The organism is Allobosea sp. LjRoot9 (assembly GCF_964252745.1).
Classification (GTDB): domain Bacteria; phylum Pseudomonadota; class Alphaproteobacteria; order Rhizobiales; family Beijerinckiaceae; genus Allobosea.
Map to the genome: position 1 here is coordinate 24,796 of NZ_CAXUPC020000001.1, position 24,542 is coordinate 49,337.

A 24,542-nucleotide genomic window follows, 5' to 3' on the forward strand; every position below is an offset into this window, starting at 1 on the left:
GGGTCGTCAGCGCTCGAAGGCGGCGTCGATGGGGACGCGATAGCCGTTGACGAGGCGGTTGGTCTCGTTGGCCATGCCCACGACCGCCATGAGCTCGCCGAACATGGCCTCGCTCATGCCGGCCTTGGCTGCCGCCGCCGAGTGGCTGGCGATGCAATAGCCGCAGCTATTCGTCACGCTGACGGCGAGATAGACCATCTCCTTGACCAGCGGGTCGAGAGCGCCCGGCGCCATGACCTCCTTGACGCTCTCCCAGGTCCGGCGCAGCGAGACGGGGTCGCGCGCGAGATATTTCCAGAAATTGTTGACGTCCTTGAGGTTTCGCGAAGTCATGATGTCGTCGAACACGGCGCGGACCTCCGGCGAGGCATCGGCGTATTCGATCGGTGTCGGCTTGCCCATGGTGGTTCCCTCCAGATGGCGATCTGTTTGTCGGAGCCGGCGGCGTCGCCAATCGCGACCGGCTTAGAGCGTTTTCGAGCGAAGTGGATACCGGTTCCCTCGCGACAAACGCGAAGCGTTTGCGCGGAGAAAACGCGTTAAAACAAAGATCTAGCTGGCGCTGCCGATCGCCCCGCAATCCGTGGACGCCAGAGCCTTGCGCGAAAAAGTGGGTACCGGTTTTTCGCAGGAGCAATGCTCTCAATTCCTGGAATCAGTCACGCGGCGGGGCTCCGGCTCAGTCCTGCGCGAAGCGCTGCGGCTTCAGCGCGGCGTGGAAGCAGTTGACCATGGTCACGGCGTCAAACACCGGCACGCGGAAGCGCTGCGCGATATCGGCGCTGAACGGCGTCAGATTGGTGCATTCGGAGACGATCGCGCCGATGTCGGGATGCCGGGTCATCAGCGTGCCGGCTGTCGCCAGCACCTCCTCGCGCAAGACTTCGAAGGGCACGCTGTCGTCGCCGTCGCGGATCGAGCGGACGAATTCCGAGGTCGGGGGCATGCCGACGACCGGCGTGTCGGCGGCGACGCCCGCGGCCTCGAGATAGCGGCCCGTCAGGGCATCGCCGTTATAGGTCAGGATGCCGACCTTCTTGTTGCTGGGGATGATGCGCTCGACCATCGGCACCTGCAGCAATGCGCTCGTCGCCACCGGCACTGAGCAGAAATCGGCGAGCTCGCGCTGATAGATCGACAGGAAGCCGCAGGTCGTGGTGATGCCGTCGACGCCGGCCTCGATCAGCTCCTGGGCGGCGGCCTTGAACGGCTCGAGCAGGCTGACATTGTGCATCTCCGTCATCCGCGACGGCACGGCATCGGCGACGATGCGATACTGCACCGGGAACGACCAGGTGCCGGCATGGCCGATATCGCCATGGAACCGGCGGAAATGGCTCTTCACCATCAGGATGCCGAGGGTGACGCCGTAATAGGTCTTCTTCATGGGCTGCATGGGCGATGTCCTGAGATAAGCGAGGGGACGAGAGTGCCCCGCTCATGGGCTGCGCCGGCGCAGATATTCGCCGGCGAAGAGAAGCAGCGTCATCACCACCAGCAGGATCGTGGCGACGGCTGCCAGCGTCGGATTGATCTGGAGCAGCATATCGCTCCACATCTGGCGCGGCAGCGTCGAGACCGCGCCGCCAGTCACGAACAGGGCGATGGTGAGTTCGTCGAAGGATGTGATGAAGGCGAACAGGAAGGCGGCGATCAGGCCCGGCCTGATCTGCGGCAGGGTGATGCGCCAGAGTGTGCGCAGCGGGCTGGCGCCCAGCGTCGAGGCCGCCTGGTCGTAGCGTTGGTCATAGGTGCTGAGCACCGCCATCACCGTGATGACGACATAGGGCACTGCCAGGACGGCATGACCGATGATGAGGCCGGTGATCGTCCCGACCAGTTCAAGCCGCGAATAGAGGTAAAACAGCGCCACCGCGATGACGACGCGCGGCACGATCAATGGCGACAGGACCAGGGCGAGAACCGCCGTCTTGCCCGGGATCCGCCGCCGCGTCAGGGCGAAGGCGGCCATCGTCCCGATCAGCAGCGCCACCAGCCCCGACATCGTGGCGATGGCGAAAGAGTTGTAGGTCGCGCTGATCCAGTCCGGCGAGGAGAGATAGGTCTGGTACCAGCGCAGCGAGAAGCCGCGCGGCGGAAACTCGACGGCGGCGCCTGCGGTGAAGGAGGCGGGGATGACGAAAAGCGCCGGCAGGATCAGGAAGCCGATGACCAGGCCGAAGGCGAGCCGCAGCGCAGCCTTGCCGAGCACGCCCTGTACGCTCCCCGGCATGATCTGCTCCCAGCGCTCGGCGACCGCCGCGCAGAGATTGCCGAGGGCACTGAGGATGGCGCCGCCCAGGCGCACGCCGATGCGCCCCAGCATGGAGGGGCGGGAGCGGCCGAGCGATGCCGAGGCGCCGGCCAGCGTCGCCATGCCGACGACGCGGTCATAGAGCGCGAAGACCAGCAGCGCCGCCGCCAGCAGGAAGACGGCAAGCGCGCCGGCAAAGCCCCAGTTCAGCAGCTCCTGGACCTGCGTGATGATGACCTGTGTGATCATCGTCTCCCGGGCGCCGCCAAGTAGCGCGGGCGTGATGAAGAACCCGAGCGAGGTGATGAACACCATGATGCAGGCGGCGCTGACGCCGGGCATGGATTGCGGGAAATAGATCCGCCAGAAGGTCTGGCCGCGCCGGGCGCCAAGCGTGTCGGCGGCCCGCGCGAGATTGGGGTCGATCGTCTGCATCACCGGCAGCATGGTCATGATCGCCAGCGGGATCATGGCATGGCTCATGCCGATCAGCGTTCCGGTCAGGTTGTAGATCAGCGCGACCGGAGCATCGGTGATGCCCAGGGAGATCAGCAGGCGGTTGATCGCGCCATTGCGTCCGAGCAGGATCATCCAGGCGAAGGTCCGCACCAGGAAGCTCGTCCAGAACGGCACGAGCACCCAGATCATCAGGCTGTTGCGTCGCTTGGCCGAGGCGGTGGCGAGGAGATAGGCGACGGGATAGGCGCCCAGGATCGAGACCAGCGTGGTCCAGAACGCGATCTTGAAGGTGATCGCCAGCACATTGGCGTAGATCGGGTCGGAGACGATGCGCAGATAGTTCTGGGCCGTCATCTCGCCTGCCGGCGTGCGGACCGAAAGGGTCAGCAATTGCAGCACCGGGTAGACGAAGAAGGCGCCCAGGAACAGGGCGATCGGCAGCAGCGGCCAGAGCGCAAGCAGCGGCGATAGCGGCCAGGAGCGCGCGGCCGGGCGCAGTGTCGTCACCTCGCTGGTCACGGCGTGGCCGCCGGCAGCAGGACCGTATCCTCGCCGCTCCAGCTGACGAAAACCTCCTCGCCCTGATTGGGCACGCCATTGGCGGTGGTCAACTGCTTGGCGACGAGCATTCCGCCCTGCTCGGTGCGGACATGGATCTTGGTGACGCCGCCGGCGAAGACGACATCCTGCAGTCGGCCGCGCAGCATATTGCCCGGCGGGCCCGCATCGCGCGTCACGCGCAGGCTCTCGGGCCGCACCATCCAGCACAGGCGCTCCTCGGCCTTGAAGCGCGCATCCGGCCGGGCCTCGAAGGTCGCGCCGGCCTGGTCGCTGATCACGGCCTTCTCGCCCATCGCTTGGACGACGCCGTCGAGGATGTTGGATTCGCCGAGGAAGCTCGCCGCGAAGATGCTCTTGGGCCGGAAATAGAGATCATCGGGCGTACCGACCTGCTCGATGCGGGCATTGTTCATCAGGCAGATCCTGTCTGACATCGCCAACGCCTCCTCCTGATCGTGGGTGACGTAGAGGACGGTGATGCCGATCTCGGTGTGGAGGCGCTTGATCTCCATCTGCATGTGGTCGCGCAGATTCTTGTCGAGTGCGCCCAGCGGCTCGTCCATCAGCACGATCGACGGGCTGTAGACGATGCAGCGGGCCAGCGCGATGCGCTGTTGCTGCCCGCCCGAGAGCTCGCGCGGAAACCGGTCGGCGACCTGGGGCAGCTTGATGATGTCCAGAACGCGGCGCACCTCGCGCTCCACCTCCACTGCGGGCAGGCGGCGCATATGCAGCGGAAAGGCGATGTTTTCGAACACCGTCAGGTGCGGAAACAGCGCATAGTTCTGGAACACCATGCCGATGCCCCGCTTGAACGGCGGGAGCCTGGTGGAGCAATGGCCGTCGATCCAGACCTCGCCTGTGGTCGGGCTGGTGAGCCCGGCCACGATCGAGAGCAGTGTCGTCTTGCCCGAGCCGGATGGCCCCAGCAGGGTCAGGAACTCGCCCTCGGCCATATCGAGATCGGTGCTGTCGAGTGCCGCGACCTCGCCATAGCGCTTCGACACCTCCACGATGCTCAGCTTCTTCAGTGACTTGTTCTCGGGCGATTTGTTGTTCTCGGGCAATTTGCCGATGGCCATGGCGTGTCGGTCCGCAGCCGTCAGCGCAGCAGCCAGGCGTTGAAGCGGTCGAACATCTTGTCCTTGTTGGCGCCCCACCAGTCGTCGTTGATCTGGGCCATGCCTTTGAAATTCTCGGGCGCGGTCGGCAGAAATTTCGCCCGCTCCGGCGCGATCTTGTCGAAGGCCGCAGGGTTGGTCGGGCCATAGGCGAGGGCGCTGGTATAGGCGGCCTGCCGCGCGCCGTTGGCGCAGTATTTGATGAAGCGCTTGGCGAGCGCGGCGCGCGGCGAGCCTTTCGGGATCGCCCAGCCTTCGAGGCCATAGAGCGCCTGGTTCCAGATCAGCTGGACCGGCGCGCCGCTGTCGATCGCGGCCTGAATGCGCGCATTGCTGCTGTAGAGCATGTCGACCTCGCCGCTCTGCAGCAACTGGGTCGTCTGGCCGAAGCTCGCCCACCAGACGCTGACATGCGGCTTGATCTCGTCGAGTTTCCGGAAGGCGCGGTCGACGTCGAGCGGGTAGAGCTTGTCGAGCGGAACGCCGTCGGCCAGCAGCGCGCCTTCCAGGACGATGATCGGGCTCTTGGGCAGCGAACGGCGGCCGGGGAATTTCTTCACGTCGAAGAAATCCGCCCAGCTGTTGGGCGCGGTCTTCATCGTGTCCTTGCGATAGGCGAGCAGGCTGGCGAAGACGTTGGTGCCCATCCAGTCGGGCTGGCGCGCCGCCGGGATGAGCGCATCCATCTCGGGCCCGCTCCAGTCCAGCGGCTCGAGCAGCCCCTGGTCCGAGAGCAGCTTGCGCGACGAAAGCGTGACCGACACCACGTCCCAGACATAGGATTTCGCCTCGACGATCGCCTTGATCTGGCTGGTCGGCTCGGCCTCACGGGCGACATTGACGATCTCGATGCCGGTTTCGGCCTGGAAGGGTTTGTAGAAGGCGGCGCCGAAGCCCGTTCCGTAGATGCCGCCCGGGTCGGCGACGGTGATCTTCTCGGCGGCGAGCGCCGATGAAACCGAGCCCATCGTCGCTGCAGCCGTGGCCAGCGCGGCGGTGGCGAGAAAGTCCCGGCGCGTCGCCTTCGGGGTTACGTCTCGATCATCTGTCGTCGTCATGGCGCATCTCTCCCCTTCGATCGTCACTCAGGCAATGTGTGAAACGAGGCTGTCGGCGATAGCGTCCGCAAGCTGGCGATCGGCCCGGCACGGTCTCTGCCGACACCGCTTGGCAAGCGGCGTGGCGTCGTGGGGACGACAATCATTCTCGCGGATATCCATTTTCCATATTGTCGACAATACGCAGGCGCGCTAGTCTTGCAAGCGCAAATAAGCGGCTGCCAGGCAGGCGATTGCTAGAAATGAGACCATCATGAGCTTGACCCGCGTTCCGGATGGCCCGAGCCCGGTCTCCGACGAAGCCGTGCCGAGGCTGTCCCTGACTGTGGCGGCCCAGCCTCTGACGCAGCAGATCGCGAACCATATCCGCGATCTGATCATCCATGACGGCCTGAAGCCCGGAGAGCGCATTCGCGAGCAGCCGATCTCCGAGCAATTGCGGGTCTCGCGCACGCCGATCCGCGAGGCGCTCCAGATCCTGGCGACGGAACGGCTCGTCGACATCCTGCCCAATCGGGGCGCCCTCGTGGCCAATCCCGGCGTCGAGGATCTGCGCGGCATGCTGAAGGTCTACAGCATGCTCGATGGGCTCGGCGGCGAACTCGCCTGCCTCAGCGCCCAGCCGGCGCAGGTGGCCGAGGTCGAGCTGCAATACGGCCTGTTGCAGGCGGCGTTCGAGGCCAAGGACCGCTCCGCCTATTTCCAGGCGAACCAGGCCTTCCATCTCGGTATCGTCGCCGGCTCGGGGAATCCGACGCTGGTCGAGATCCACGGCCAATTGAACCTCAGGCTCTATCGCACCCGCTATCTCGCCGTCATGCAGATCAAGGACTGGACCTCGGCGGCCTATCAGCACGCCGATATCCTGAAGGCCTTCCTCGATCGCGACGGACCGCTGCTCAACCGGCTGCTCCAGGCCCATCTGGGCTTCGCCTGGCGCCAGGCGGAGGGCGTCGTCGAGGCGCCGGCCCTCGCCAGCGCCTGAACGGCGACATTTCTCACCAGCGACAAGGACAGGACATGAACGATATCCAGCGTATCGGCGCGAATAGCCGCCGCAGCCGCGCGGTGGTGCATGGCGGCGTCATCTACCTGACCGGGCAGGTCTGCGACGACAAGCGCGGCGACATCGCCCAGCAGACGCAAGAGGCTCTCGCCAAGGTCGATGCTGCGCTCGCCGAAGTCGGAAGCGGCCGGAGCAAGGTCCTCTCAGCCACGATCTGGCTGAGGACCATGGACGATTACGACGGCATGAACGCAGTCTGGGATGCCTGGATCGACCGGGACAACGCGCCGGCGCGCAGCTGCGGCACGGTCGGCATGGCCGATCCGGATTTTCGCGTCGAGATCGTCGTGACGGCCGCCGCCTGAGCGCGGCGGTTCTGCCGGCTGGCGTTTTTCTGGGTTATGCACGAGACAAATCAGAGGGCGTCGGCTTGCCGATTCTCTTTCATGCTTCCAAGAACTGCATGCTTCCAAGAACTTCACGCTTCCATGAACGCGGCGGTCGTCGTCGCAGGGCTTCTGCCATGAGCTTGACCATCCGCCCCGCCCGTCCAGACGAGGCTGGCCTCGTTCTCGGTTTCATCAGGGAACTGGCCGAATACGAGAAGCTGCTGCATGAGGTCGCGGCGACGCAGGCCGATATCGCCTTGGCGCTGTTTGGCCCGAATCCGCGCACATTCTGCGACATCGCGGAGTGGGAGGGCGAGCCGGTCGGCTTCGCGGTCTGGTTCTACACCTATTCCACCTTCAGCGGCCGGCATGGCATCTGGTTGGAAGATCTCTATGTGCGGCCCGGTCAGCGCGGGCGCGGTATCGGCAAGGGGCTGATCGCGCACCTTGCCAGGCGCTGCGTCGAGGAGGGGCTGCCGCGCCTGGCCTGGTGGGTGCTGAACTGGAACGAGCCGTCGCGGGTGTTCTATCGCTCGATCGGAGCCGCCGCACAGGACGAGTGGACGGTGAAGCGGCTCGAAGGCGAGGCTTTGGCGCGGTTGGGGCAGGGGGGCTGAGACGATGCCAGCGCTTCCCCTCGTCCCAGCTCTTCCCCTCGTCATTGTCGCAGCCATCGCCGACAACAATGTCATCGGCGACGACAACAAGCTGATCTGGCGCTTGAAGACCGACATGCGGCGGTTCCGCCGCCTGACGACGGGTTGCCCGATCATCATGGGGCGCAAGACCTATCTCTCGATCGGCAAGCCGCTGCCGGGACGCGAGACTATCGTGCTGACGCGGGACGCGCATTTCAGCGCTGAGGGCGTGCATGTCGCGCATTCGCTTGAAGGAGCGCTCGAGCTCGCCCAGAGCCTGGGCCGCGCGATGGGGGCGCATTCGGTCATCATCGGCGGCGGCACGGAGATCTATGGTCAGGCCCTGCCTTTCGCCGACCGGCTCGAACTGACCTTCGTGCATGCGGCGCCGCAGGGCGATGCGGTTTTCCCGGACTGGAATCGCGCTGCCTTCGAAGGCGTCGCGCGCGAAGAGCATCCCCACGGCCCCGATGATGAGCACGCCTTCACCTTCGCGACCTTTCGCCGCCGGCCATGAGCCGGCTTTCCGTTGACAATGAATGACTTGCGCCGTTGACGAATCCATGTCCCATGCCCAAGTCAGCGCCACGGCCCCGCAAGGGCGCTGACAAATGGCCGGCATTCGCCTATTGCACGGCCTGACACGAGCGTAAGGGAACGGCGCAAGTATGCCTTGGAGCAACCAGAGCGGCGGTAGTGGGAGCGGTGGCGGCGGGGGCGGACCCTGGGGCAATCGCGGTGGAAGCGGCGGCGGTGGCGGCCCTTGGGGCGGCGGCTCGAATGGCGGCGGCAGCGGTGGCGGTTCGCCGCCCGATCTGGAAGAGATCCTGCGGCGCAGCCAGGACCGGCTCAAGAATTTGCTTCCCGGCGGCAATGTCGGCGGGCGCGGTCTCGTGCTCGGCGTGCTCGTCCTGGTGTTGATCTGGCTTGCGACCGGCGTCTATTTCGTGCGCCCCAACGAGGTCGGCCTCAACACCGTCTTCGGCAAATATATCGGCAAGACCGGCGAAGGCGCCAACTGGAACTGGCCCTATCCGATCGGCGGCGTGATCAAGCCCCAGGTGACCAATGTCGTCACCACCGAGGTCGGCTTCCGCACGGTCGAATCGGTGCGCACCTCGCGCCAGACCGACGTGATCGAAGAGAGCCTGATGCTGACCGGCGACGAGAACATCGTCGATGTCGACGTCATCGTGCAGTGGCAGATCGACCCCGTCGCGCCCGAGAACTACGTCTTCAACATCCAGGATCCGCCGGGCACGGTGAAGGCCGTCGCCGAGAGCGCGATGCGCGAAGTCGTCGGCCGCCGCAACATCCAGCCGGTGCTCACCACCGATCGCGGCGCGATCGAGACCGAGGTGCGCCATTTGATGCAGGAGACGTTGGACACCTACAAGGCAGGCGTCCAGATCCGCCTCGTGCAGATGCAGAAGGTCGATCCGCCGCAGCAGGTCATCGATTCGTTCCGCGACGTCCAGGCGGCGCGCGCCGACCAGGAGCGCCTGCGCAACGAAGCACAGACCTACGCCAACCGCGTCGTGCCGGAAGCGCGCGGCCGCTCGGCGCAGCTCGTCCAGTCGGCCGAAGCCTATAAGGACCAGACGGTGGCCGAAGCGCTGGGTCAGGCGAGCCGTTTCAATGCGGTCTATGCGCAGTACAAGAATGCGCCGGCGGTGACCCGCGAGCGTCTCTTCATCGAGACGATGGAGCGCGTGCTCGGCGGCGCCGACAAGATCATCATCGACCAGAAGAATGGTAGCCAGGGCGTCGTGCCCTATCTGCCCCTCAACGAACTCCAGCAGCGGCGCACGGCGCCGGGCGCTCAGCAGGGAGGAGCGGTCCGATGAACGGTTCGATCCTGCGCGTTGGTGCGCTCATCCTCGTCGGCCTCGCCGCGGTCCTGCTCTATGCCGGCACCTTCGTCGTGCAGCAGACGCAATCGGCCATCGTGCTGCAGTTCGGGCGGGTGCGTACCATCGCGACCGCACCAGGGCTCTACTTCAAGCTGCCGGCGCCGTTCGAGACGGTGACCTTCCTCGACAACCGCATTCTCGATCTGGACTTGCCGTCGCAGGAAATCATCGCCTCGGACCAGAAGCGGCTCGTCGTCGATGCCTTCACGCGCTACCGGATCTCCGATCCGCTGAAGTTCTATCAGGCGGTCAACAGCATCCCGCGCGCCAACTCGCAACTGGCCTCGATCGTCAACGGCAATGTCCGCAGCGTGTTGGCTGAGGCGAGCTTCACCGCCATGGTCCGTACCGACCGTTCGCGGTTGATGAGCCGTATTCGTGACGATGTGAACCGCGAGGCGGCGCGCTTCGGCATGACCGTCGTCGATGTGCGCCTGCGCCGCGTCGACCTGCCGGCGGCCAATTCGCAAGCCGTGTTCCAGCGCATGCAGACGGAACGCCAGCGCGAGGCGGCCGAAGCCCGCGCGCTCGGCGCCCAGCAGGCGCAGGAGATCAGGGCGCGTGCCGACAGGGATTCGACTGTGATCGTCGCCGAGGCGCAGCGCCGTTCGGATGAGGTTCGCGGCGAGGGCGAAGGCGAGCGCAACCGCGTCTTCGCCGAAGCCTTCGGCAAGGATCCGGAGTTCTTCGCGTTCTATCGTTCGATGCAGGCCTATGAGGCCAGCATCAAGCCGGGCGATACGCGCATGGTGCTCTCGCCCGATACCCCGTTCTTCCGCTTCTTCAATGGGCCGCAAGCCCAGCGGGATGCGGGCGCAACGACGACCGTGCCGGCCGCGCCGGCGCGGCCCTGATTCGAACCCGGGCGCCGCGTATGTGGGATTTCATCGCGGCGCTCGGCCTGGTTTTCGCCATCGAGGGCATCCTGTTCGCGGCGGTGCCGAACCTCGCCAAGGATGCTTTGCGCAGCGCAGCCGAGACGCCGGTCGACCGCATGCGGTTGATCGGAATCGGCTCCGCCGTGCTCGGCGTGGTCCTGGTCTGGCTGGTGCGCGGCGGCGTTTAGGCCGCGCCTGTGCGGCGGGCGGACCGCCGTTCAACGTTGCGTTTATGCCCTTGCGTCAGCTGGCCTCCCGCTGGCTTAGGCGTAGCGGCGCGCTCCGCGAGCCTGATCGGAGCGGCGCCGGGCGTCCGATGACGCGATCGTGCACCGCGATTCACGCTGCATCGCGCTTCCGCCGCATTTTCAGGTTCATTACTTGGGCCTATTCTGGCAGGCTGATTGCCTGCCCATTCTTCTCATGAGGACCCTGATGGCATTCAAACAGTCTCCTCTTCGGCTCGCCCGGATTGCATTGGTCTGCAGCACGGCCTTGTTGCCGCTGGGCGCCGTTTCGGTTCCCGCGCAGGCGAATTCGCCCGTGCTGGCCGGCCAGGTTTCGCTGGCCGATCTCGTCGACAAGGTCATGCCCGCGGTGGTCAACATCTCAGCGGTGACGACCGGAGACGCCAAGGGCCGCACCCTGCCGCAATTGCCGCAGCTCGGCCCCGACACGCCCTTCGGCGACCTGTTCGAGGAATTCTTCAACCGGCGCGGCCAGGGCCGCGACGGCCAGAACCAGCAGGGCGAGCGCCAGGCGCCGCAGCCGCGCCGTTCGCAATCGGCGGGTTCGGGCTTCGTGATCGACGCGTCGGGCATCGTCGTGACGAACAACCACGTCATCGGTGACGCCAACGAGATCACGGTGATCTTTCCCAGCGGCCTGCGCCTCAAGGCCGAGGTCATTGGCAAGGACGCCAAGGTCGATCTCGCCGTGCTGCGGGTGAAGCACGACAAGCCGCTGCCGGCGGTCAAGTTCGGCGATTCCGATGCGATGCGCATCGGCGACCCGGTGATGGCGATCGGCAATCCGTTCGCGCTCGGGGGCTCGGTCTCCTCGGGCATCATCTCGGCGCGCAACCGCGACATCAGCCAGGGACCCTACGACACCTATATCCAGACCGACGCTGCCATCAATAAGGGCAATTCCGGCGGGCCGCTGTTCAACATGGCGGGCGAGGTCATCGGCATCAACACGGCGATTCTGTCGCCGACGGGCGGTTCGGTCGGCATCGGCTTCGCCGTGCCGTCCTCGCTCGCGGCCAATGTCGTCGAGCAGTTGCGTGAGTTCGGCGAGACGCGCCGCGGCTGGCTCGGCGTGCGCATCCAGAGCGTTGACGACGCCACCGCCGAGGCGCTCGGCCTCGGCACGGCGCGTGGCGCGCTCATCGCTGGCATCGACGACAAGGGGCCGGCCAAGCCCGCGGGCCTCGAGATCGGCGACGTGGTCGTCAAGTTCGATGGCAAGGAGGTCAAGGATTCGCGCGACCTGCCGCGCATCGTCGCCGCCACGCCTGTGGGCAAGGATGTGCCTGTCAGCATCGTGCGCAAGGGCAAGGAAGAGGTGAAGACCGTCAAGCTTGGCCGCCTCGAAGATGGCGAGAAGGTCCAGCCCGCCTCGGCACGCACGCCGGCCGAACCGGCCAAGCCTGCCGTGACCAGCGCTCTCGGCCTCGAATTCTCGCCGCAGACCGAGGAGCTGAAGAAGCGCTACGCAATCAAGGAAGGCACCAAGGGTGTCATCATTACCAAGGTCGACCCGAATTCGAACGCCGCCGACAAGCGCATCTCGGTCGGCGAATTGATCGTCGAGGTCGGCCAGGAGCCGGTGAACTCGCCTGAGGACGTGACCAAGCGTCTCGATGCCTTGAAGAAGGACGGCAAGAAGTCCGCCTTGCTTCTGGTCTCGAACGCGCAGGGCGAGGTCCGCTTCGTCGCGGTGTCGATGAACTGACGCTGGTCGTCATGGATTTGCGAAAGGGCGGCCGTCGAGGCCGCCCTTTTTTGTGTTGTCGCTTTGGAGGCTTTGTTCCGGGGCGTCGAGATTCCGGAGCTTCCGAGGCCAGGTGCTACCTGACGATCTCTGCGCCGGTATAGCCCTGGGCATAGAGCAGCGCCGTCAGATCGGCATGGTCGAGCCTCGCATGGGCGGCGGCGGCGACCGCCGGCTTGGCGCGGAAGGCTGCGCCCAGGCCCGCTTCGCCCAGCATGGCGAGGTCGTTGGCGCCATCTCCGACGGCGAGCGTCTGTGCTGGGGAGAGGCCAAGACGCCCGCGCAATTCCAGCAGCGCATCGAGCTTGGCCTGCTTGCCGAGGATCGGGTCGGCGACCTCGCCGGTCAGCACGCCCTCATGCGCGAGCAGGACATTGGAACGGTGCTCGTCGAAGCCGATTGTCGTGCTGATCGGCCCGGTGAAGACGGTGAAGCCGCCCGAGACCAGCGCTGTATAGCCGCCTTGGGCGCGCATGGTGCGCACAAGGGCCGAGCCGCCCGGCGTCAGCGTGATGCGCTCAGCGATGATCTCGCCGACCACCGAAAGCGGCACGCCCTTCAGCAAGGCGACGCGCTCGCGCAGGGCGGGCTCGAAGGCGATTTCGCCGCGCATGGCGCGCTCGGTGATGCCGGAGACCTTCTCCTTGAGGCCGACATAGGCGGCGAGCTCGTCGATGCACTCCTGACCGATCATGGTCGAATCCATATCGGCGAGGAACAGCGCCTTGCGCCGCGTCGCTTCCGGCTGGACGACGATATCGATCGCGGCGCCCGCGAGCGCGAAACGGATCTCGGCTTCCAGCTTGCGCGCGTCGTTTTCTTCCGCGAAGACGTCGGCGGCGATCTCGCCGTCGAGGCGTGCGCTGCGCGTAAGGCCGGGGATGGTTGCTGAGAGATGGCTCAGCAAGCTGTCATCGACCAGCGCCTGGCCATGGGCGGAAACGAGCGTGGCGACGAGCATGAGGAAGGACCGGGCAGGGTGACGATCAGGGCGGTGCTCATCGCAGGTCCGACGGCCAGCGGCAAGTCCGCGCTGGCGCTGGCGATTGCGCGGCGCTTTGGCGGCACGGTGGTCAATGCCGATTCCATGCAGGTCTATGCCGATCTCCGGATCATCACGGCGCGCCCGACGCAAGCCGAGGAAGCGTCCGTGCCGCATCGGCTCTATGGCCATGTCGACGGTGCGGAGAACTATTCGGCGATGCGTTACGCCACCGCGACCGGCGCGCTGCTGGCGGAGCTCCGGCAAGCCGGCTCGCTACCGGTGCTGGTCGGCGGAACCGGGCTCTATTTCAAGGCGCTGACCGAAGGGTTCTCGGCGATTCCGCCGGTGCCGGAGGCCGTGAGGGCGGCGTTCCGTGCCCGCGTCGAGGGGCTGGAGACCGTCGCCTTGCATGATGAACTCCGGGCGCGTGATCCGGCCATGGCCGAGCGGGTGCGGCCGAGCGACCGCATGCGGACCATGCGGGCGCTGGAGGTGCTGGAGGCGACGGGGCGTTCGCTGGCGAGTTTCCAGGGCGACCGCCGGCCGGGGCCTCTCGACGGCCTGCCGCTGCTGCGCCTCTTCGTGGCGCCGGAGCGTGAGGAGATCCGCACGCGGATCGACCGGCGCTTCGAGGCGATGATGGCGGAAGGCGCGCTGGACGAGGTCGCGCGCCTGCGCGAGCGCCGGCTCGACCCGCTGCTGCCGGTGATGCGCGCCCATGGCGTGCCGGGGCTGATCGCCCATCTCGATGGCGATCTCTCGCTGGCGGAGGCGATCGCGCGTGGGCAGGCCGATACGCGCGCCTATGCCAAGCGGCAGGTCACCTGGTTCCGGCATCAGATGGCGGGATGGACGGCGGTCGCGCCCAGCGCTGCGCTGGATGCGGCCTTGCAGGCGATCGAGGCCGCATCCTGAGGATCAGGCCGCGGCTGCGGCCGTGGTGACGAGGGCGGGCTCGGCCAGCCTGATGCAGTCGCGGCCGTCGTTCTTGGCACGGTAAAGCGCGCGGTCGGCGCGCTCGATGAAGGCGGTGAAATTCTCGCCCTTCTGCCGCGTGGCGATGCCGAAGCTCGCCGAAACCTGCAGGGCCAGCGTCTCCGACACCGGCAAGCGCTTGGTTTCGAGGGTGTGCTGCATGCGCTGCGCCATGCGCCGCGCCGTCGCTGCATTGGCGCGAGGCAGAAAGACGGCGAACTCTTCGCCGCCGAAGCGGCCGACGAGGTCGCTGTCCGAGCGAACCGTGCCGAGCAGCAGATCGGCGAAGGCGCGGATCACGGCATCGCCGGCGGCGTGGCCGTGGCTGTCGTTGACGCTCTTGAAATGGTCGAGATCGACGATGATCAAGGAGGTGTCGTCGCCGCTCGCATCGCAGGCCGCGATGGCGTCGTTGGCCTTCTCGATGAAGGAGCGGCGGTTCAAGAGTGCCGTCAGCGGGTCGGTCTCGGCCAGGCGACGCAATTCCTGCTCGCGCTCCTCGCGCTGGCCGATCTCCTGCGACAGGGCCCGGCGCGTCGCGCGTTCGCGGCCGATCTCGAGCGCCAGCGTTGCTGCCCGGCTCTGCAGGGTCTGGTTGGCGACCATGAGTTCGGAGACGTCGGTCATCGTCATCACGAGCCCGTCGCCGAGCGGTGCGATGGCGATCTGCAGCCAGGTGACTCTGTCGCCATGGTTGAAGGAGGTCTCGATCATGTCGCTGCGCCGCAGTTCGATGGCGTAGAGGCAGCGTCGCCAGATCATGGCGTCGGCGAGGAAGGGCAGGCTCTCGCGCGCATCGGTATCGTGCAGGTTCTCGTCGCCCCGGCCCGCCATCACCGCCGCGCGTTGATTGGCGGTGATGATCATCGTGCGGATGATGTCGCCTCGGTCGTCGCGCATGACCCGCAGCGCCACGATGCCCGAGGGCGAGGTCTCCAGGACAGTGGTGAGAAGCTCCTCATGGAATTGCAGCGGTCGGCTGAAGACGACGAGGAAGCGCTCGCCATTGCGTGCCGTGGTCGGCATCACCAGCCGCTCCCACAGGCAGACGCGAACCGTCTTGAGCGAGCGATGCACAGTATAGGCCGGCTTGCCGTCACTGAGCGCCTGATCGTAGCAGGCGGCGGTGAAGCGCGCGACCTGGGGCGTCATGCTGGAGATGCGCTCGCCGAGCCGGCTGCCGCCGACATAGCGCGTGATCTCGCGGCCGTAATGGACATAGGCGTAGTCGCCGTCCCCTGTGGGGGCGAGCACCATAATATCCTCACCGAATTGCGGCAGAACCTCGTCGCAGAACGCTTCATGTGGCGCGCCGCCCTCATCCCGGGCATGCTGCGTGAAGTGGTGCAGGATCTCCGCGATCTCCTTCGCATGGGCCCGCGCCACGATGTTTTCGGTGTGGACTTCCTGATACATGGCGTTCCCGGTTCCAAGTCGGCGGACTCTAGATCACGTCGCATTCGGACGGCTTCGTCCGAATGCGAAAAACGTGATCGATTCTAAAAGTTTAGAGCATTGCTCATGCGAAAAACCGGTTCCCACTTTTCCGCGCAATGCTCTATCAGCGCGACCTTGAAAAAGTGTTCCCTTCGGTCAAGCGATTCTCGGAGTTAGCGGCGGGGCGACGAAAGCCCGCTCGCGCGACTGCGGGAAGGCGCTTCGCCTTGCCGCTTGACCGGGCGCGGCGCCTCGGCTAGCGTCCGGCAATATCTGCAAAAGGTGGAAGCGCGATGCGCAAGCTTATTATCGTACGGGTGCGCTGGTAGGGGCCGGTTTCAACAAACCGCGCGTCCCCGACGCCAGCGCACGTCCAGGCCCCTCCGAGGGCCTTTTTTATTGCCCGCTTTTCCCCCGACCGACCTCAACATAGCTGCCGCAGGAGATCGTTATGAGCGAGATGATGACCGGAGCCGAAATGGTCGTCCGCGCGCTTCAGGACCAGGGCGTCGAACATCTGTTCGGCTATCCCGGCGGCGCGGTGCTGCCGATCTATGACGCGCTGTTCCAGCAGGACAGGGTCAAGCATGTCCTCGTCCGGCACGAGCAGGGCGCGGTCCATGCGGCTGAGGGCTATGCCCGTTCCTCTTCGGGCAAGGTCGGTTGCGTGCTCGTCACCTCCGGTCCCGGCGCGACCAATGCCGTTACCGGGCTGACCGACGCGCTGCTGGATTCGATCCCGATCGTCGTCATCACCGGCCAGGTTCCGACCCATCTGATCGGGTCCGATGCCTTCCAGGAATGCGACACGGTCGGCATCACGCGCTCCTGCACCAAGCACAACTACCTGGTGAAGAGCATCGCGGATCTGCCGCGCGTCCTGCACGAGGCCTTCTATGTCGCCGCCAATGGCCGTCCGGGCCCCGTCGTCGTCGACATCCCCAAGGACATCCAGTTCGCGACCGGGGCCTATAGCCGTCCGCGCGACAACCAGCACAAGACCTATAGGCCGACGGTCAAGGGTGATCTGAACCAGATCAAGGCCGCGATCGAACTGATCGCCAAGGCAAAGCGCCCGGTGTTCTACACCGGCGGTGGCGTGATCAATTCGGGGCCGCACGCTTCGGCGCTGCTGCGCGAACTCGCGCGGCTGACCGGCTATCCCGTGACCTCGACATTGATGGGGCTTGGCGCCTATCCCGCCGCCGACAGGCAATGGCTCGGCATGCTGGGCATGCATGGCACCTACGAGGCCAACCTCGCGATGCATGACTGCGACGTCATGATCAATATCGGTGCGCGCTTCGACGACCGCATCACCGGCCGGCTCGACGCCTTCTCGCCGCGTTCGAAGAAGATCCATGTCGATATCGACCGGTCCTCGATCAACAAGAACGTCAAGGTCGATATCGGCATCGTCGGCGATTGCGCCCATGTGCTGGAGGACATGGTCCGGATCTGGCGCGAGACCTCGCCCCAGATCGACAAGACCGCGCTGACCGCCTGGTGGACGCAGATCGATGGCTGGCGGGCGCGCAAAAGCCTCGCCTACAAGAACTCGTCCTCGATCATCAAGCCGCAATACGCGCTCGAGCGGCTGCATGCGCTGACCAAGGACCGCGACACCTACATCACGACCGAGGTCGGGCAGCACCAGATGTGGGCGGCGCAATATCTCCAGTTCCAGGAGCCGAACCGCTGGATGACGTCTGGTGGACTCGGGACGATGGGCTACGGCCTGCCGGCAGCGATCGGCGTGCAGATGAAGCATCCGAAGGCCCTCGTCATCGACGTCGCCGGTGAGGCCTCGATCCTGATGAACATCCAGGAGATGTCGACGGCGGTGCAGTACCGGCTGCCGGTCAAGATCTTCATCCTCAACAACGAGTATATGGGCATGGTGCGCCAGTGGCAGGAATTGCTGCATGGCGGGCGCTATTCGGAGAGCTATTCGCAATCGCTGCCCGATTTCGTGAAGCTCGCCGAAGCCTATGGCGGGCACGGCATCCGCTGCTCCGATCCGGCCGCGCTGGATGACGCGATCATGGAGATGATCGACACGCCCAAGCCCGTGATCTTCGACTGCCTCGTCGCCAAGGAAGAGAACTGCTTCCCGATGATCCCGTCCGGCAAGGCGCATAACGAGATGATCCTGCCCGATTTCGAAGGCGCCACCGGCGACATCATCGACGCCAAGGGTAAGCAGCTCGTTTGAACGCAGTCGTCATGCTCGGGCTGGACCCGAGCATCTCTGGCCGGATGGGACGTCTCATCCTGCCCGAGATTCTCGGGTTCGCGCTTCGCTGCGCCCGGGAATGACGAGATCGGCGCGGCAGGGAAGGGAACCATCGTGACGACAATCGGCCTGATCGGCGGCATGAGCTGGGAATCGACGGCGGTATATTACCGCCTGCTCAACGAGGGCGTGCGCGCGCGCCTGGGCGGGCTGCATTCAGCCGACATCATGCTGCATTCGCTGGATTTCGGGCCGATCGCCGAGATGCAGGCGAGGGGCGACTGGGAAGCGGCCGGCGATGTGCTGGCCGACAGCGCCAGGCGGCTCGAACAGGCCGGCGCCGGCTGCATCGTCTTGTGCACCAACACGATGCACAAGCTGGCCGACAGGATCACCGGGGCGACGCGCGTGCCGTTCCTGCACCTGGCCGACGTCACCGCCAAGGCGATCAAGCGCAGCCCGTCGCGGCGGCCGCTGCTGCTGGCGACGCGCTTCACCATGGAGCAGGATTTCTACCGTGACCGCCTGCGCGCCTTCGGCGTCGATGCGATGGTGCCCGATGCCGCGCAGCGTGGCGATGTCCACCGCATCATCTATGAGGAGCTGTGCCGGGGCGTGATCGAGCCTGCCTCCAAGGCGCGCTATCTCGATATCGTCGCGGAGGCGGCAGGGCAGGGAGCCGACGGCGTCATTCTCGGCTGCACCGAGATCACCTTGCTGGTCTCCCAGGCCGATTTCGCCATTCCGGTGTTCGACACCACGGCGCTGCATGTCGAGGCGGCGCTCGATGCGCTGGCAGAGTCCGCGAGCGCTGCGGCATGAAGCTCCTTATCGGCAACAAATGCTATTCGTCCTGGTCGCTGCGCGCCTGGTTGTTGATGCGCGCCAAGGGCATCGCCTTCGAGGAGGTGCTCATCCTGCTCGATCAGCCTGGCTTCAAGGAAGCGATCTTCGCCTATGCGCCCGGCAGTGGCGGGACAATGCCGATGCTGATCGATGGCGAGGTCGCCGTCTGGGAAACGCTGGCGATCTTCGAATATCTGCACGAGAGCTATCCCACGCACGGCATCTGGCCGCGCGATGCTGCGGCGCGCGCCCATGCCCGGGCCGCCGTCAGCGAAATGCATGCCGGATTCATGGCGCTTCGCAGCACCTGCCCGATGAATCTCGGCAAGCGCTTCGCCAGCCGCGACCGGGGCGCGGCAGTCGCCAGGGATGTCGCCCGCATCAACGCGCTCTGGCACACGGCGCGCGAGCGTTTCGGCATGCCGGCTGGCGGCCCCTATCTCTATGGCGAGTTCTGCGCCGCGGACGCGATGTTCGCGCCGGTGGTCAGCCGCCTCGACACCTACGGGATCGCGGTGGATTCCCTATGCCAGGACTACTGCGACGTGGTGCTGGCGCATCCCGCCTATCGCGACTGGCTCGAGGCTGCGCTCGCCGAACCCTGGATCCTCGATCAAGACGAAGTCGATGAGCCGGCCCTGGTAGATCTCCGCCGCTCTTAACCCCTGTTTCCTTCCGCGACGCTCACAGGTTGTCCGATGCCCAACTCCGCCACGCATTATCCCAACGCCCCCAAGGCCGAGCCCGTTGCCCGGCACACGCTCGCCGTGATCGTCGACAACGAGCCCGGCGTGCTCGCCCGCATTGCGGGCCTGTTTTCGGGACGCGGCTACAACATCGAGAGCCTCACGGTCTCGGAGACCGAGCACGACAAGCATATCTCGCGGATCACGGTGGTGACGTCGGGCACGGCCCACATCATCGACCAGATCAAGGCGCATCTTGATCGGCTGGTGCCCGTCCACCGCGTCGTCGACCTGACCTTGCAGGGCGAGGCGCTGGAACGCGAGCTCGCTCTGGTCAAGGTCGTCGGCAAGGGCGAGCATCGGGTCGAGGCGATGCGCCTGGCCGCAGCCTTCGGCGCGCGCACGCTTGACGCCTCGCTGACCTCCTTCGTCTTCGAATTGACGGGATCGACCGACGAGATCGAGCGCTTCATCAAGCTGATGACGGTGGTCGGCCTGACCGAAGTCTCGCGCACCGGCATCGCGGCGATGAGCCGTGGCCCGGATGCGATGTAACGATGCCTCCCGAAACCTTGAATATGGTTGCCCTTGGCCTCGGCATCGTGGGCTTCTCCTGCTTCGCCTGGCCGATCATCCAGCGCATGAACGGCAAGGCGGAGCCCGAGGCTCCCGGCAGCGGCAAGAGCCTGCGCTCGCCGCTGTGGTGGGTGGGCTTCATCCTGACGATCGCGGCGATCTTCCTGCAGCGGATCGCGAGCCAGCAGATGGGCGGCTAGCGTCCCCTCAGCTCCACAAACCACTTCTTAAGTGGTTGGTCCCCCGAGGAACCAGCAATTCTATGTCGGCCTGGGGCATTGCGCGACCCCACGGACGATTTCACCCGTGAGCGTTTGTTAGCGACAGCAATCGTGCTCGTCCCAGAAAATGCCTTCGACCAACCGTCCCAGGGCACAATCCACAACCTGCTCGACAAAATCAATTTGCGGGCTCGTGAGAGACTGCGTCGCAGCCTGCTGGAAATTTAGAAGCGGACACGCATGGTTCTCGATGACGACTATTCGGGTCAAGGCCTGGGTGTAGCTTTTGCTCGACAGCAACGCGTTGCGGTCGCTGCGTCCAGGAAGGCCCTACGGGCGTGCCAACCACGCCCTAGCCGAAGCTCCAACGTTGAGGCTCCAAGCGCACGGCAAGGGCGTCGTTGGTGGACCTCACAGCTTGCCGGCGGCTCATCGGCTTCCCGTATTATAGCATCTATCCATAACCCAAATAGGAAGCGTTCCTGAGAATCTCAGGGCGCAATTTAGTGGCCGTCTTTCAATGCGCGTAATACAGCGTAGTATGCATTGTTTCAAGACAGATGCGTTCAATATATTTCTATAATTAGTGTTTCCTTCAGAGTGAAAAGGATCGCAATACGAAGATCGCGTATATGCTATCTGTGCTGATGTCTATTACGTGGAGATTGTCTCATCGGTATTGGTTCTATTGTCGTCATGATTCTTGCCAATAGCTAGATAATTATGTGCGCGAACAAAAGGTACGCTGAAATAATTACGTATCAAAGCAATCAAGCCGTAAGGTAGATGCAATTGTGTGCAGTTCCTAGACACCCGCCCGCAGAACGCTCCTTGGAGAATTTCGTCGCTCCCACTGGCGGATCTCGGCATACAGGCTCGTCTCGTTGAACTCTTCGGCGCCAAATGCAAGCCGTAAAGCCTTTTCAATTGCCTCCTGCGTAACTAATAGGGCATTATTCGTACCCAGAAGGCTTCTCAACGCGCGTCCAAAGATTGTCGTATAATCGTGGCCACAGCATAACATCCACCGATCTGCGCCCATCGCGCGCGTCTCAGTCACAAACCTGAGGGCGTCGTCTACGTCGCGATGAGGCAGTTTGGAATGGTTAAGGACCTCTATCAGCGCGGCCCGATCGTCAGTCGCTAGGTCTCGGTCTACGCTCTGATAGCGTATATCCTCAAATTTCCAATTTAATTCATTTGCTAAAGAGTATAGCCTCATTATACCCCACGTACCCGCGCACGTAAGAATAATATCCCGTGGATTTCGCCCGGCGTCCGTATGGTTCTTGATTTTCTCTACTGATCCAAATTCCCGCAAAACTTTGTCGAAAGCAGCCGACTTCACCATGGAAATCTCGATATCGTGGTCGGAGTTGACGATGATATCGGCATCAGGGACTATCGAACCAAGGAAATCAGAAAAATCTCGATCGACGATGCACAAAATCCCAATAACACCCCGCGACTTGGCATTACGAGTCGCAATTTCTGCAAACTCGCGACCGTTAGCGACAAATATATCCACGCCGATATTGTCAAGAAAATTGACAAAAATCTTTTTGTCATTCTTGCCTTCTAGAACGACAAAGGTTTTGCTTGTCGTGAGGCGCATCATTTCCAGTTCGGCAGCTAAAGACTTTCCATCGGTTTCACTGAAGATCGACATGCTTAGGCGCCTTAAGTTGAACGGCAAGCTCGATGTGATCGGCGATCAATTGCGGGGAGTGTGTCGAGACCAGGGCATCGATATGTGTTAACGCGATAATGCGTTCGAGATCAGATAGAAAGCGACGTTGCCAAGCGACGTGAAGCGATATTTCCGGCTCATCAATGAGAATTAGAGAGTCTCGCGCTGTTTTAAATAGTAAATCATATATAAGTACCAGCTCATGCTGCTCTCCGGAGGAGAGCATTTCGGGCGAAATATCGCGTCCGAGGTAATCTTTAAACTCAAATCCTTGGGATCTATTAATGCTAATCTTCTTAAATTGAAATCTACTATTTATAATATCCATAAATAACTCAATCTTCTCCAGCATCTCATCAAAGACCTCGAGTTTTAAGCCTGAGTCTTCGGCGTAAAGTGATAAGAGTCGGAGGGTATGGTCCTCCGGTTTATCATCAGCTTGGATCAAGCCACTTTTATCACTGGCGTCGATTAGAGCTGCGCGTGCAAGGCGATTACGCTTCAGTTCAAGCTCTGCAAGCTGCTCGCGCAGTACATTTTCACTGGGTGTAGCGTATGCCTCGCGCAAATGAAGCAGTAATCTATTTGGAAATGTCTGATCCAGCGATTGAGAAAGCGTAGCTGAGTGAGCTAGCAGTTCTGAAATTGCCTCCTTGAGCGAAGTCGCGTATTTTTTTACAACAGGCGTCAATTTCGGCTCGTCTGAGCCATACCGCCCAGCTATTTTTTCCACAGAGAGAAGCCTCTGGGTCTCAATGAGCTGGCAGCCGATGCTGCCCCGAAGCTTAATTAGCCATTCTGGTTGATATCGCTTACGAAACCGAAGTGCAGGAAGCACATTCCAATACCGTTCGATAACTTCGTTTTCATCCAAATTATCTCCCTGCGTTTGATCATGCCAAGTTCTCGGCCCAATTCGATCAAGCTGAGGAAGATAACGCTCAAACATGATGTTGTCGGAGTGCGGGATCTTATAGTCTAAATTGATTTTGCGTGGGTCCCACTCAAGTGTCTCAGCGTTCGTTGTATAGATCATGCTATACGACCGCGGTCGTCGTTTCGACCTCGGCGTGGGTCCTTCGCTCTCAGCGTCCTCCTCAGCTTTTATGATGGAGAGTGAACTGCCGTCGTCGAATTCAAACGCAGCTGATACATATTCAGTCGAAGAGAAGACTTCGAGAGATCCCCCAAAAAGACCGGAAATCATTTTAAGCAGGATCGTTTTTCCATAGCCGTTCGGCGCATGTATAATGGTGATGCGCTTGTCGAGGAAAAAAGGAATTTCGTGGTCAAAAAGACCAAAAAGGCCGGTAACTGTGAATTTTGCGAGGCGCATACGTTGATACTCTTGGGGCTCGGACCGACCGAACTTATGCAAGCATTACGCGATTTTCGCCCAATGCCAACTAGGCACTCCATGCACCGTCGCAAAATTTAGGGAGTCATTCCGCTCGCCTACGGGGTGCTTGGTGCGGACTCCCCCCACGACCGTTAGGTTTGGTTGCTTGCAAGCATGTTCATCAACGGTGTGCAAGTCAGACGTTTCGCGCGCGCCCGAAGTCCTAATTGTGCGACAGTTCGGCGAACTTAGCCGTCTCCAATTGGTTTCATACTGCGATACTTACGTGGTATACACGCGGCGGCCAGCCTGCATAAAGACACTGAAATTGTTATGCTTTTGGATTTCTAAGCAGCGTCCCTAACGGCCTCCATGCGCGGCTGTTTTTCGGAAACACCTCTGGGGATGAACGGCCTGCTCTTGATCAGCCGGGGTCGTTGGCGGCAAATGGACCGGCATGATCCCGGGCGCATGGGCGCGCGATGTCGATTGGGGACGCGATGTCGGTCCATCTCGAAATCCGAAGCTATTGCGGCGGCGACCGCCATCGCCACGACTTCAGCCAGATCCTGCTGCCGATGCATGGCGCCATGAGGCTGGATATCGAGGGACGGTCCGGCATCGTCTCGAGCAATTGCGTCGCGATCGTCCCGCAGGACTGCGAGCACGACTTCGTGCCGAGCTCGGATTGCAGCATGCTCGTCCTCGACGTCGAAACGGCGGCGTTCGCCGGCGAGGCGATGCCGACTTTGCTGTGCAATGCGAGCCCGTCGCTTACGCGGATCGAGCCCTGGCTGTGGCGGATGTTCCGCCAACTCGGCGCCGAGGTCGAAGCCGGAGCATGCCGGGCTCGCGATGCCGCCCAGTTGGCGCTGGCGGGGCTGCATCTCGTCGAGCCGAGCATGCGGCCTCGGCCCTGGTCGCGGTCCGAGCACCGTGTCCTCGGCGTCGTGGGGGATGCGCAGACGGCGAGCGTGGCGGAGATGGCCCGGATGGCCGGCCTCGGCCAGAGCCAGTTCCATGCCCTGTTTCGGACGACTACGGGCCAATCGCCGAAGCAATTGCAACTCAGCCAGCTGTTCGAGAGAGCCGTCGACGCATTGGTCGTCACGTCCACGCCGATATCAGAGATCGCCTACGGATTGGGCTATCAGAACGCCTCGTCCTTCAACCGGCAGTTCAAGCGGCGCTTCGGCCTCACGCCGTCCGAATTCCGCGCCGCCAGCCGCAACCAGGCGGGGAACTGAGTCGAGGATCGCAGCTTCGGTCAACTTGTTCG

Annotated in this window: 24 protein-coding genes; 15 read left to right on the plus strand and 9 right to left on the minus strand. The window is 63.4% G+C overall.

The annotated features are described in order from the left end of the window. Positions 1–6: 6 nt before the first annotated feature. From ACSQ3P_RS00135 to ACSQ3P_RS00155, 5 genes are all read right to left on the minus strand, one after another. Positions 7–402, minus strand: coding sequence for a carboxymuconolactone decarboxylase family protein (locus ACSQ3P_RS00135; RefSeq protein ID WP_436163694.1), 396 nt, complete (start codon positions 400–402; stop codon positions 7–9). A 277-nt stretch (positions 403–679) separates the two neighbouring features. Then, the gene (locus ACSQ3P_RS00140) at positions 680–1,396 is read right to left on the minus strand and encodes an aspartate/glutamate racemase family protein (protein ID WP_436163695.1); all 717 of its coding nucleotides are present in this window, start codon (positions 1,394–1,396) and stop codon (positions 680–682) included. 42 nt (positions 1,397–1,438) lie between these two features. Beyond that, positions 1,439–3,232 carry an ABC transporter permease subunit gene (locus tag ACSQ3P_RS00145; protein WP_436163696.1) on the minus strand — a complete coding sequence of 598 codons (1,794 nt, stop codon included), beginning with the start codon at positions 3,230–3,232 and terminating at the stop codon, positions 1,439–1,441. Beyond that, complete coding sequence (locus ACSQ3P_RS00150; RefSeq protein ID WP_436163697.1) at positions 3,229–4,356, minus strand: ABC transporter ATP-binding protein; 1,128 nt, start codon at positions 4,354–4,356, stop codon at positions 3,229–3,231. The genes ACSQ3P_RS00145 and ACSQ3P_RS00150 overlap by 4 nt, the downstream gene beginning before the upstream one ends. Positions 4,357–4,376: 20 nt before the next feature. Continuing rightward, positions 4,377–5,453, minus strand: coding sequence for an ABC transporter substrate-binding protein (locus ACSQ3P_RS00155; protein WP_436163698.1), 1,077 nt, complete (start codon positions 5,451–5,453; stop codon positions 4,377–4,379). Between the two features lie 253 nt (positions 5,454–5,706). Between ACSQ3P_RS00155 and ACSQ3P_RS00160 the strand changes: the two genes are divergently transcribed. The 8 genes from ACSQ3P_RS00160 (at position 5,707) to ACSQ3P_RS00195 (ending at position 12,233) form a co-directional block, all read left to right on the plus strand. Further along, on the plus strand, positions 5,707–6,438 hold the full coding sequence (locus ACSQ3P_RS00160) for a GntR family transcriptional regulator (RefSeq protein WP_436163699.1): 732 nt from the start codon (positions 5,707–5,709) through the stop codon (positions 6,436–6,438). Positions 6,439–6,473: 35 nt separating this feature from the next. After that, positions 6,474–6,824 (plus strand): RidA family protein, encoded by a 351-nt coding sequence (locus ACSQ3P_RS00165; protein WP_436163700.1) that lies wholly within the window; start codon positions 6,474–6,476, stop codon positions 6,822–6,824. A 158-nt stretch (positions 6,825–6,982) separates the two neighbouring features. Beyond that, positions 6,983–7,465, plus strand: a complete 483-nt coding sequence (locus ACSQ3P_RS00170; RefSeq protein WP_092166793.1) for a GNAT family N-acetyltransferase — start codon at positions 6,983–6,985, stop codon at positions 7,463–7,465. 4 nt (positions 7,466–7,469) lie between these two features. After that, entirely contained in the window at positions 7,470–8,003 is a 534-nt protein-coding gene (locus tag ACSQ3P_RS00175; RefSeq protein WP_436163701.1) for a dihydrofolate reductase, read from the plus strand. Positions 8,004–8,154: 151 nt separating this feature from the next. Next, on the plus strand, positions 8,155–9,333 hold the full coding sequence (gene hflK, locus ACSQ3P_RS00180; RefSeq protein WP_436163702.1) for an FtsH protease activity modulator HflK: 1,179 nt from the start codon (positions 8,155–8,157) through the stop codon (positions 9,331–9,333). Then, a complete protein-coding gene (hflC, locus tag ACSQ3P_RS00185) occupies positions 9,330–10,253 on the plus strand; it encodes a protease modulator HflC (protein ID WP_092166790.1) in 924 nt (307 codons plus the stop codon). Before hflK ends, hflC begins: the two co-directional genes overlap by 4 nt. 20 nt (positions 10,254–10,273) lie before the next feature. Continuing rightward, a complete protein-coding gene (locus ACSQ3P_RS00190; protein ID WP_069692451.1) occupies positions 10,274–10,465 on the plus strand; it encodes a DUF2065 domain-containing protein in 192 nt (63 codons plus the stop codon). Positions 10,466–10,712: 247 nt separating this feature from the next. After that, positions 10,713–12,233, plus strand: coding sequence for a Do family serine endopeptidase (locus ACSQ3P_RS00195; protein WP_436163703.1), 1,521 nt, complete (start codon positions 10,713–10,715; stop codon positions 12,231–12,233). Between the two features lie 115 nt (positions 12,234–12,348). On the opposite strand, the gene serB is transcribed toward ACSQ3P_RS00195, so the two are convergent. Then, complete coding sequence (gene serB / locus ACSQ3P_RS00200) at positions 12,349–13,233, minus strand: phosphoserine phosphatase SerB (protein ID WP_436163704.1); 885 nt, start codon at positions 13,231–13,233, stop codon at positions 12,349–12,351. On the opposite strand from serB, the gene miaA reads away from it, so the two are divergent. Further along, on the plus strand, positions 13,204–14,172 hold the full coding sequence (gene miaA, locus ACSQ3P_RS00205; RefSeq protein WP_436165130.1) for a tRNA (adenosine(37)-N6)-dimethylallyltransferase MiaA: 969 nt from the start codon (positions 13,204–13,206) through the stop codon (positions 14,170–14,172). The genes serB and miaA overlap by 30 nt on opposite strands. A gap of 3 nt (positions 14,173–14,175) precedes the next feature. On the opposite strand, the gene ACSQ3P_RS00210 is transcribed toward miaA, so the two are convergent. Continuing rightward, positions 14,176–15,648 (minus strand): diguanylate cyclase, encoded by a 1,473-nt coding sequence (locus tag ACSQ3P_RS00210; protein ID WP_436163705.1) that lies wholly within the window; start codon positions 15,646–15,648, stop codon positions 14,176–14,178. A 472-nt stretch (positions 15,649–16,120) separates the two neighbouring features. Between ACSQ3P_RS00210 and ACSQ3P_RS00215 the strand changes: the two genes are divergently transcribed. From ACSQ3P_RS00215 to ACSQ3P_RS00235, 5 genes are all read left to right on the plus strand, one after another. Then, positions 16,121–17,884, plus strand: a complete 1,764-nt coding sequence (locus tag ACSQ3P_RS00215; RefSeq protein ID WP_436163706.1) for an acetolactate synthase 3 large subunit — start codon at positions 16,121–16,123, stop codon at positions 17,882–17,884. A 135-nt stretch (positions 17,885–18,019) separates the two neighbouring features. After that, complete coding sequence (locus ACSQ3P_RS00220; RefSeq protein WP_436163707.1) at positions 18,020–18,727, plus strand: aspartate/glutamate racemase family protein; 708 nt, start codon at positions 18,020–18,022, stop codon at positions 18,725–18,727. Further along, positions 18,724–19,413 carry a glutathione S-transferase family protein gene (locus ACSQ3P_RS00225; RefSeq protein ID WP_436163708.1) on the plus strand — a complete coding sequence of 230 codons (690 nt, stop codon included), beginning with the start codon at positions 18,724–18,726 and terminating at the stop codon, positions 19,411–19,413. The genes ACSQ3P_RS00220 and ACSQ3P_RS00225 overlap by 4 nt, the downstream gene beginning before the upstream one ends. A 36-nt stretch (positions 19,414–19,449) precedes the next feature. Continuing rightward, a complete protein-coding gene (gene ilvN, locus ACSQ3P_RS00230) occupies positions 19,450–19,992 on the plus strand; it encodes an acetolactate synthase small subunit (RefSeq protein ID WP_069692444.1) in 543 nt (180 codons plus the stop codon). 23 nt (positions 19,993–20,015) lie between these two features. Next, entirely contained in the window at positions 20,016–20,213 is a 198-nt protein-coding gene (locus tag ACSQ3P_RS00235; RefSeq protein WP_146055796.1) for a hypothetical protein, read from the plus strand. 826 nt (positions 20,214–21,039) lie between these two features. Here the strand turns inward: ACSQ3P_RS00235 and ACSQ3P_RS00240 are convergent. Together ACSQ3P_RS00240 and ACSQ3P_RS00245 are read right to left on the minus strand one after the other, a co-directional pair. Beyond that, entirely contained in the window at positions 21,040–21,903 is an 864-nt protein-coding gene (locus ACSQ3P_RS00240) for a hypothetical protein (RefSeq protein WP_436163709.1), read from the minus strand. Continuing rightward, positions 21,887–23,260, minus strand: a complete 1,374-nt coding sequence (locus ACSQ3P_RS00245) for an AAA family ATPase (protein ID WP_436163710.1) — start codon at positions 23,258–23,260, stop codon at positions 21,887–21,889. Before ACSQ3P_RS00245 ends, ACSQ3P_RS00240 begins: the two co-directional genes overlap by 17 nt. Positions 23,261–23,745: 485 nt before the next feature. Between ACSQ3P_RS00245 and ACSQ3P_RS00250 the strand changes: the two genes are divergently transcribed. Further along, positions 23,746–24,510 (plus strand): helix-turn-helix domain-containing protein, encoded by a 765-nt coding sequence (locus tag ACSQ3P_RS00250; protein ID WP_436163711.1) that lies wholly within the window; start codon positions 23,746–23,748, stop codon positions 24,508–24,510. Positions 24,511–24,542 lie beyond the last annotated feature (32 nt).

Coding starts and splice junctions, on each gene's coding strand:
- ACSQ3P_RS00135 (WP_436163694.1), bottom strand. CDS start 402: ATGGGCAAGCCGACACCGATCGAATACGCCGATGCCTCGCCGGAGGTC.
- ACSQ3P_RS00225 (WP_436163708.1), top strand. CDS start 18,724: ATGAAGCTCCTTATCGGCAACAAATGCTATTCGTCCTGGTCGCTGCGC.
- ACSQ3P_RS00250 (WP_436163711.1), top strand. CDS start 23,746: ATGTCGATTGGGGACGCGATGTCGGTCCATCTCGAAATCCGAAGCTAT.
- ACSQ3P_RS00175 (WP_436163701.1), top strand. CDS start 7,470: ATGCCAGCGCTTCCCCTCGTCCCAGCTCTTCCCCTCGTCATTGTCGCA.
- ACSQ3P_RS00215 (WP_436163706.1), top strand. CDS start 16,121: ATGAGCGAGATGATGACCGGAGCCGAAATGGTCGTCCGCGCGCTTCAG.
- ACSQ3P_RS00240 (WP_436163709.1), bottom strand. CDS start 21,903: ATGTCGATCTTCAGTGAAACCGATGGAAAGTCTTTAGCTGCCGAACTG.
- miaA (WP_436165130.1), top strand. CDS start 13,204: ATGGGCGGAAACGAGCGTGGCGACGAGCATGAGGAAGGACCGGGCAGG.
- ACSQ3P_RS00165 (WP_436163700.1), top strand. CDS start 6,474: ATGAACGATATCCAGCGTATCGGCGCGAATAGCCGCCGCAGCCGCGCG.
- ACSQ3P_RS00235 (WP_146055796.1), top strand. CDS start 20,016: ATGGTTGCCCTTGGCCTCGGCATCGTGGGCTTCTCCTGCTTCGCCTGG.
- hflC (WP_092166790.1), top strand. CDS start 9,330: ATGAACGGTTCGATCCTGCGCGTTGGTGCGCTCATCCTCGTCGGCCTC.
- ACSQ3P_RS00150 (WP_436163697.1), bottom strand. CDS start 4,356: ATGGCCATCGGCAAATTGCCCGAGAACAACAAATCGCCCGAGAACAAG.
- ACSQ3P_RS00160 (WP_436163699.1), top strand. CDS start 5,707: ATGAGCTTGACCCGCGTTCCGGATGGCCCGAGCCCGGTCTCCGACGAA.
- ACSQ3P_RS00210 (WP_436163705.1), bottom strand. CDS start 15,648: ATGTATCAGGAAGTCCACACCGAAAACATCGTGGCGCGGGCCCATGCG.
- ACSQ3P_RS00140 (WP_436163695.1), bottom strand. CDS start 1,396: ATGCAGCCCATGAAGAAGACCTATTACGGCGTCACCCTCGGCATCCTG.
- ilvN (WP_069692444.1), top strand. CDS start 19,450: ATGCCCAACTCCGCCACGCATTATCCCAACGCCCCCAAGGCCGAGCCC.
- ACSQ3P_RS00155 (WP_436163698.1), bottom strand. CDS start 5,453: ATGACGACGACAGATGATCGAGACGTAACCCCGAAGGCGACGCGCCGG.
- ACSQ3P_RS00245 (WP_436163710.1), bottom strand. CDS start 23,260: ATGCGCCTCGCAAAATTCACAGTTACCGGCCTTTTTGGTCTTTTTGAC.
- hflK (WP_436163702.1), top strand. CDS start 8,155: ATGCCTTGGAGCAACCAGAGCGGCGGTAGTGGGAGCGGTGGCGGCGGG.
- ACSQ3P_RS00190 (WP_069692451.1), top strand. CDS start 10,274: ATGTGGGATTTCATCGCGGCGCTCGGCCTGGTTTTCGCCATCGAGGGC.
- serB (WP_436163704.1), bottom strand. CDS start 13,233: ATGCTCGTCGCCACGCTCGTTTCCGCCCATGGCCAGGCGCTGGTCGAT.
- ACSQ3P_RS00195 (WP_436163703.1), top strand. CDS start 10,713: ATGGCATTCAAACAGTCTCCTCTTCGGCTCGCCCGGATTGCATTGGTC.
- ACSQ3P_RS00170 (WP_092166793.1), top strand. CDS start 6,983: ATGAGCTTGACCATCCGCCCCGCCCGTCCAGACGAGGCTGGCCTCGTT.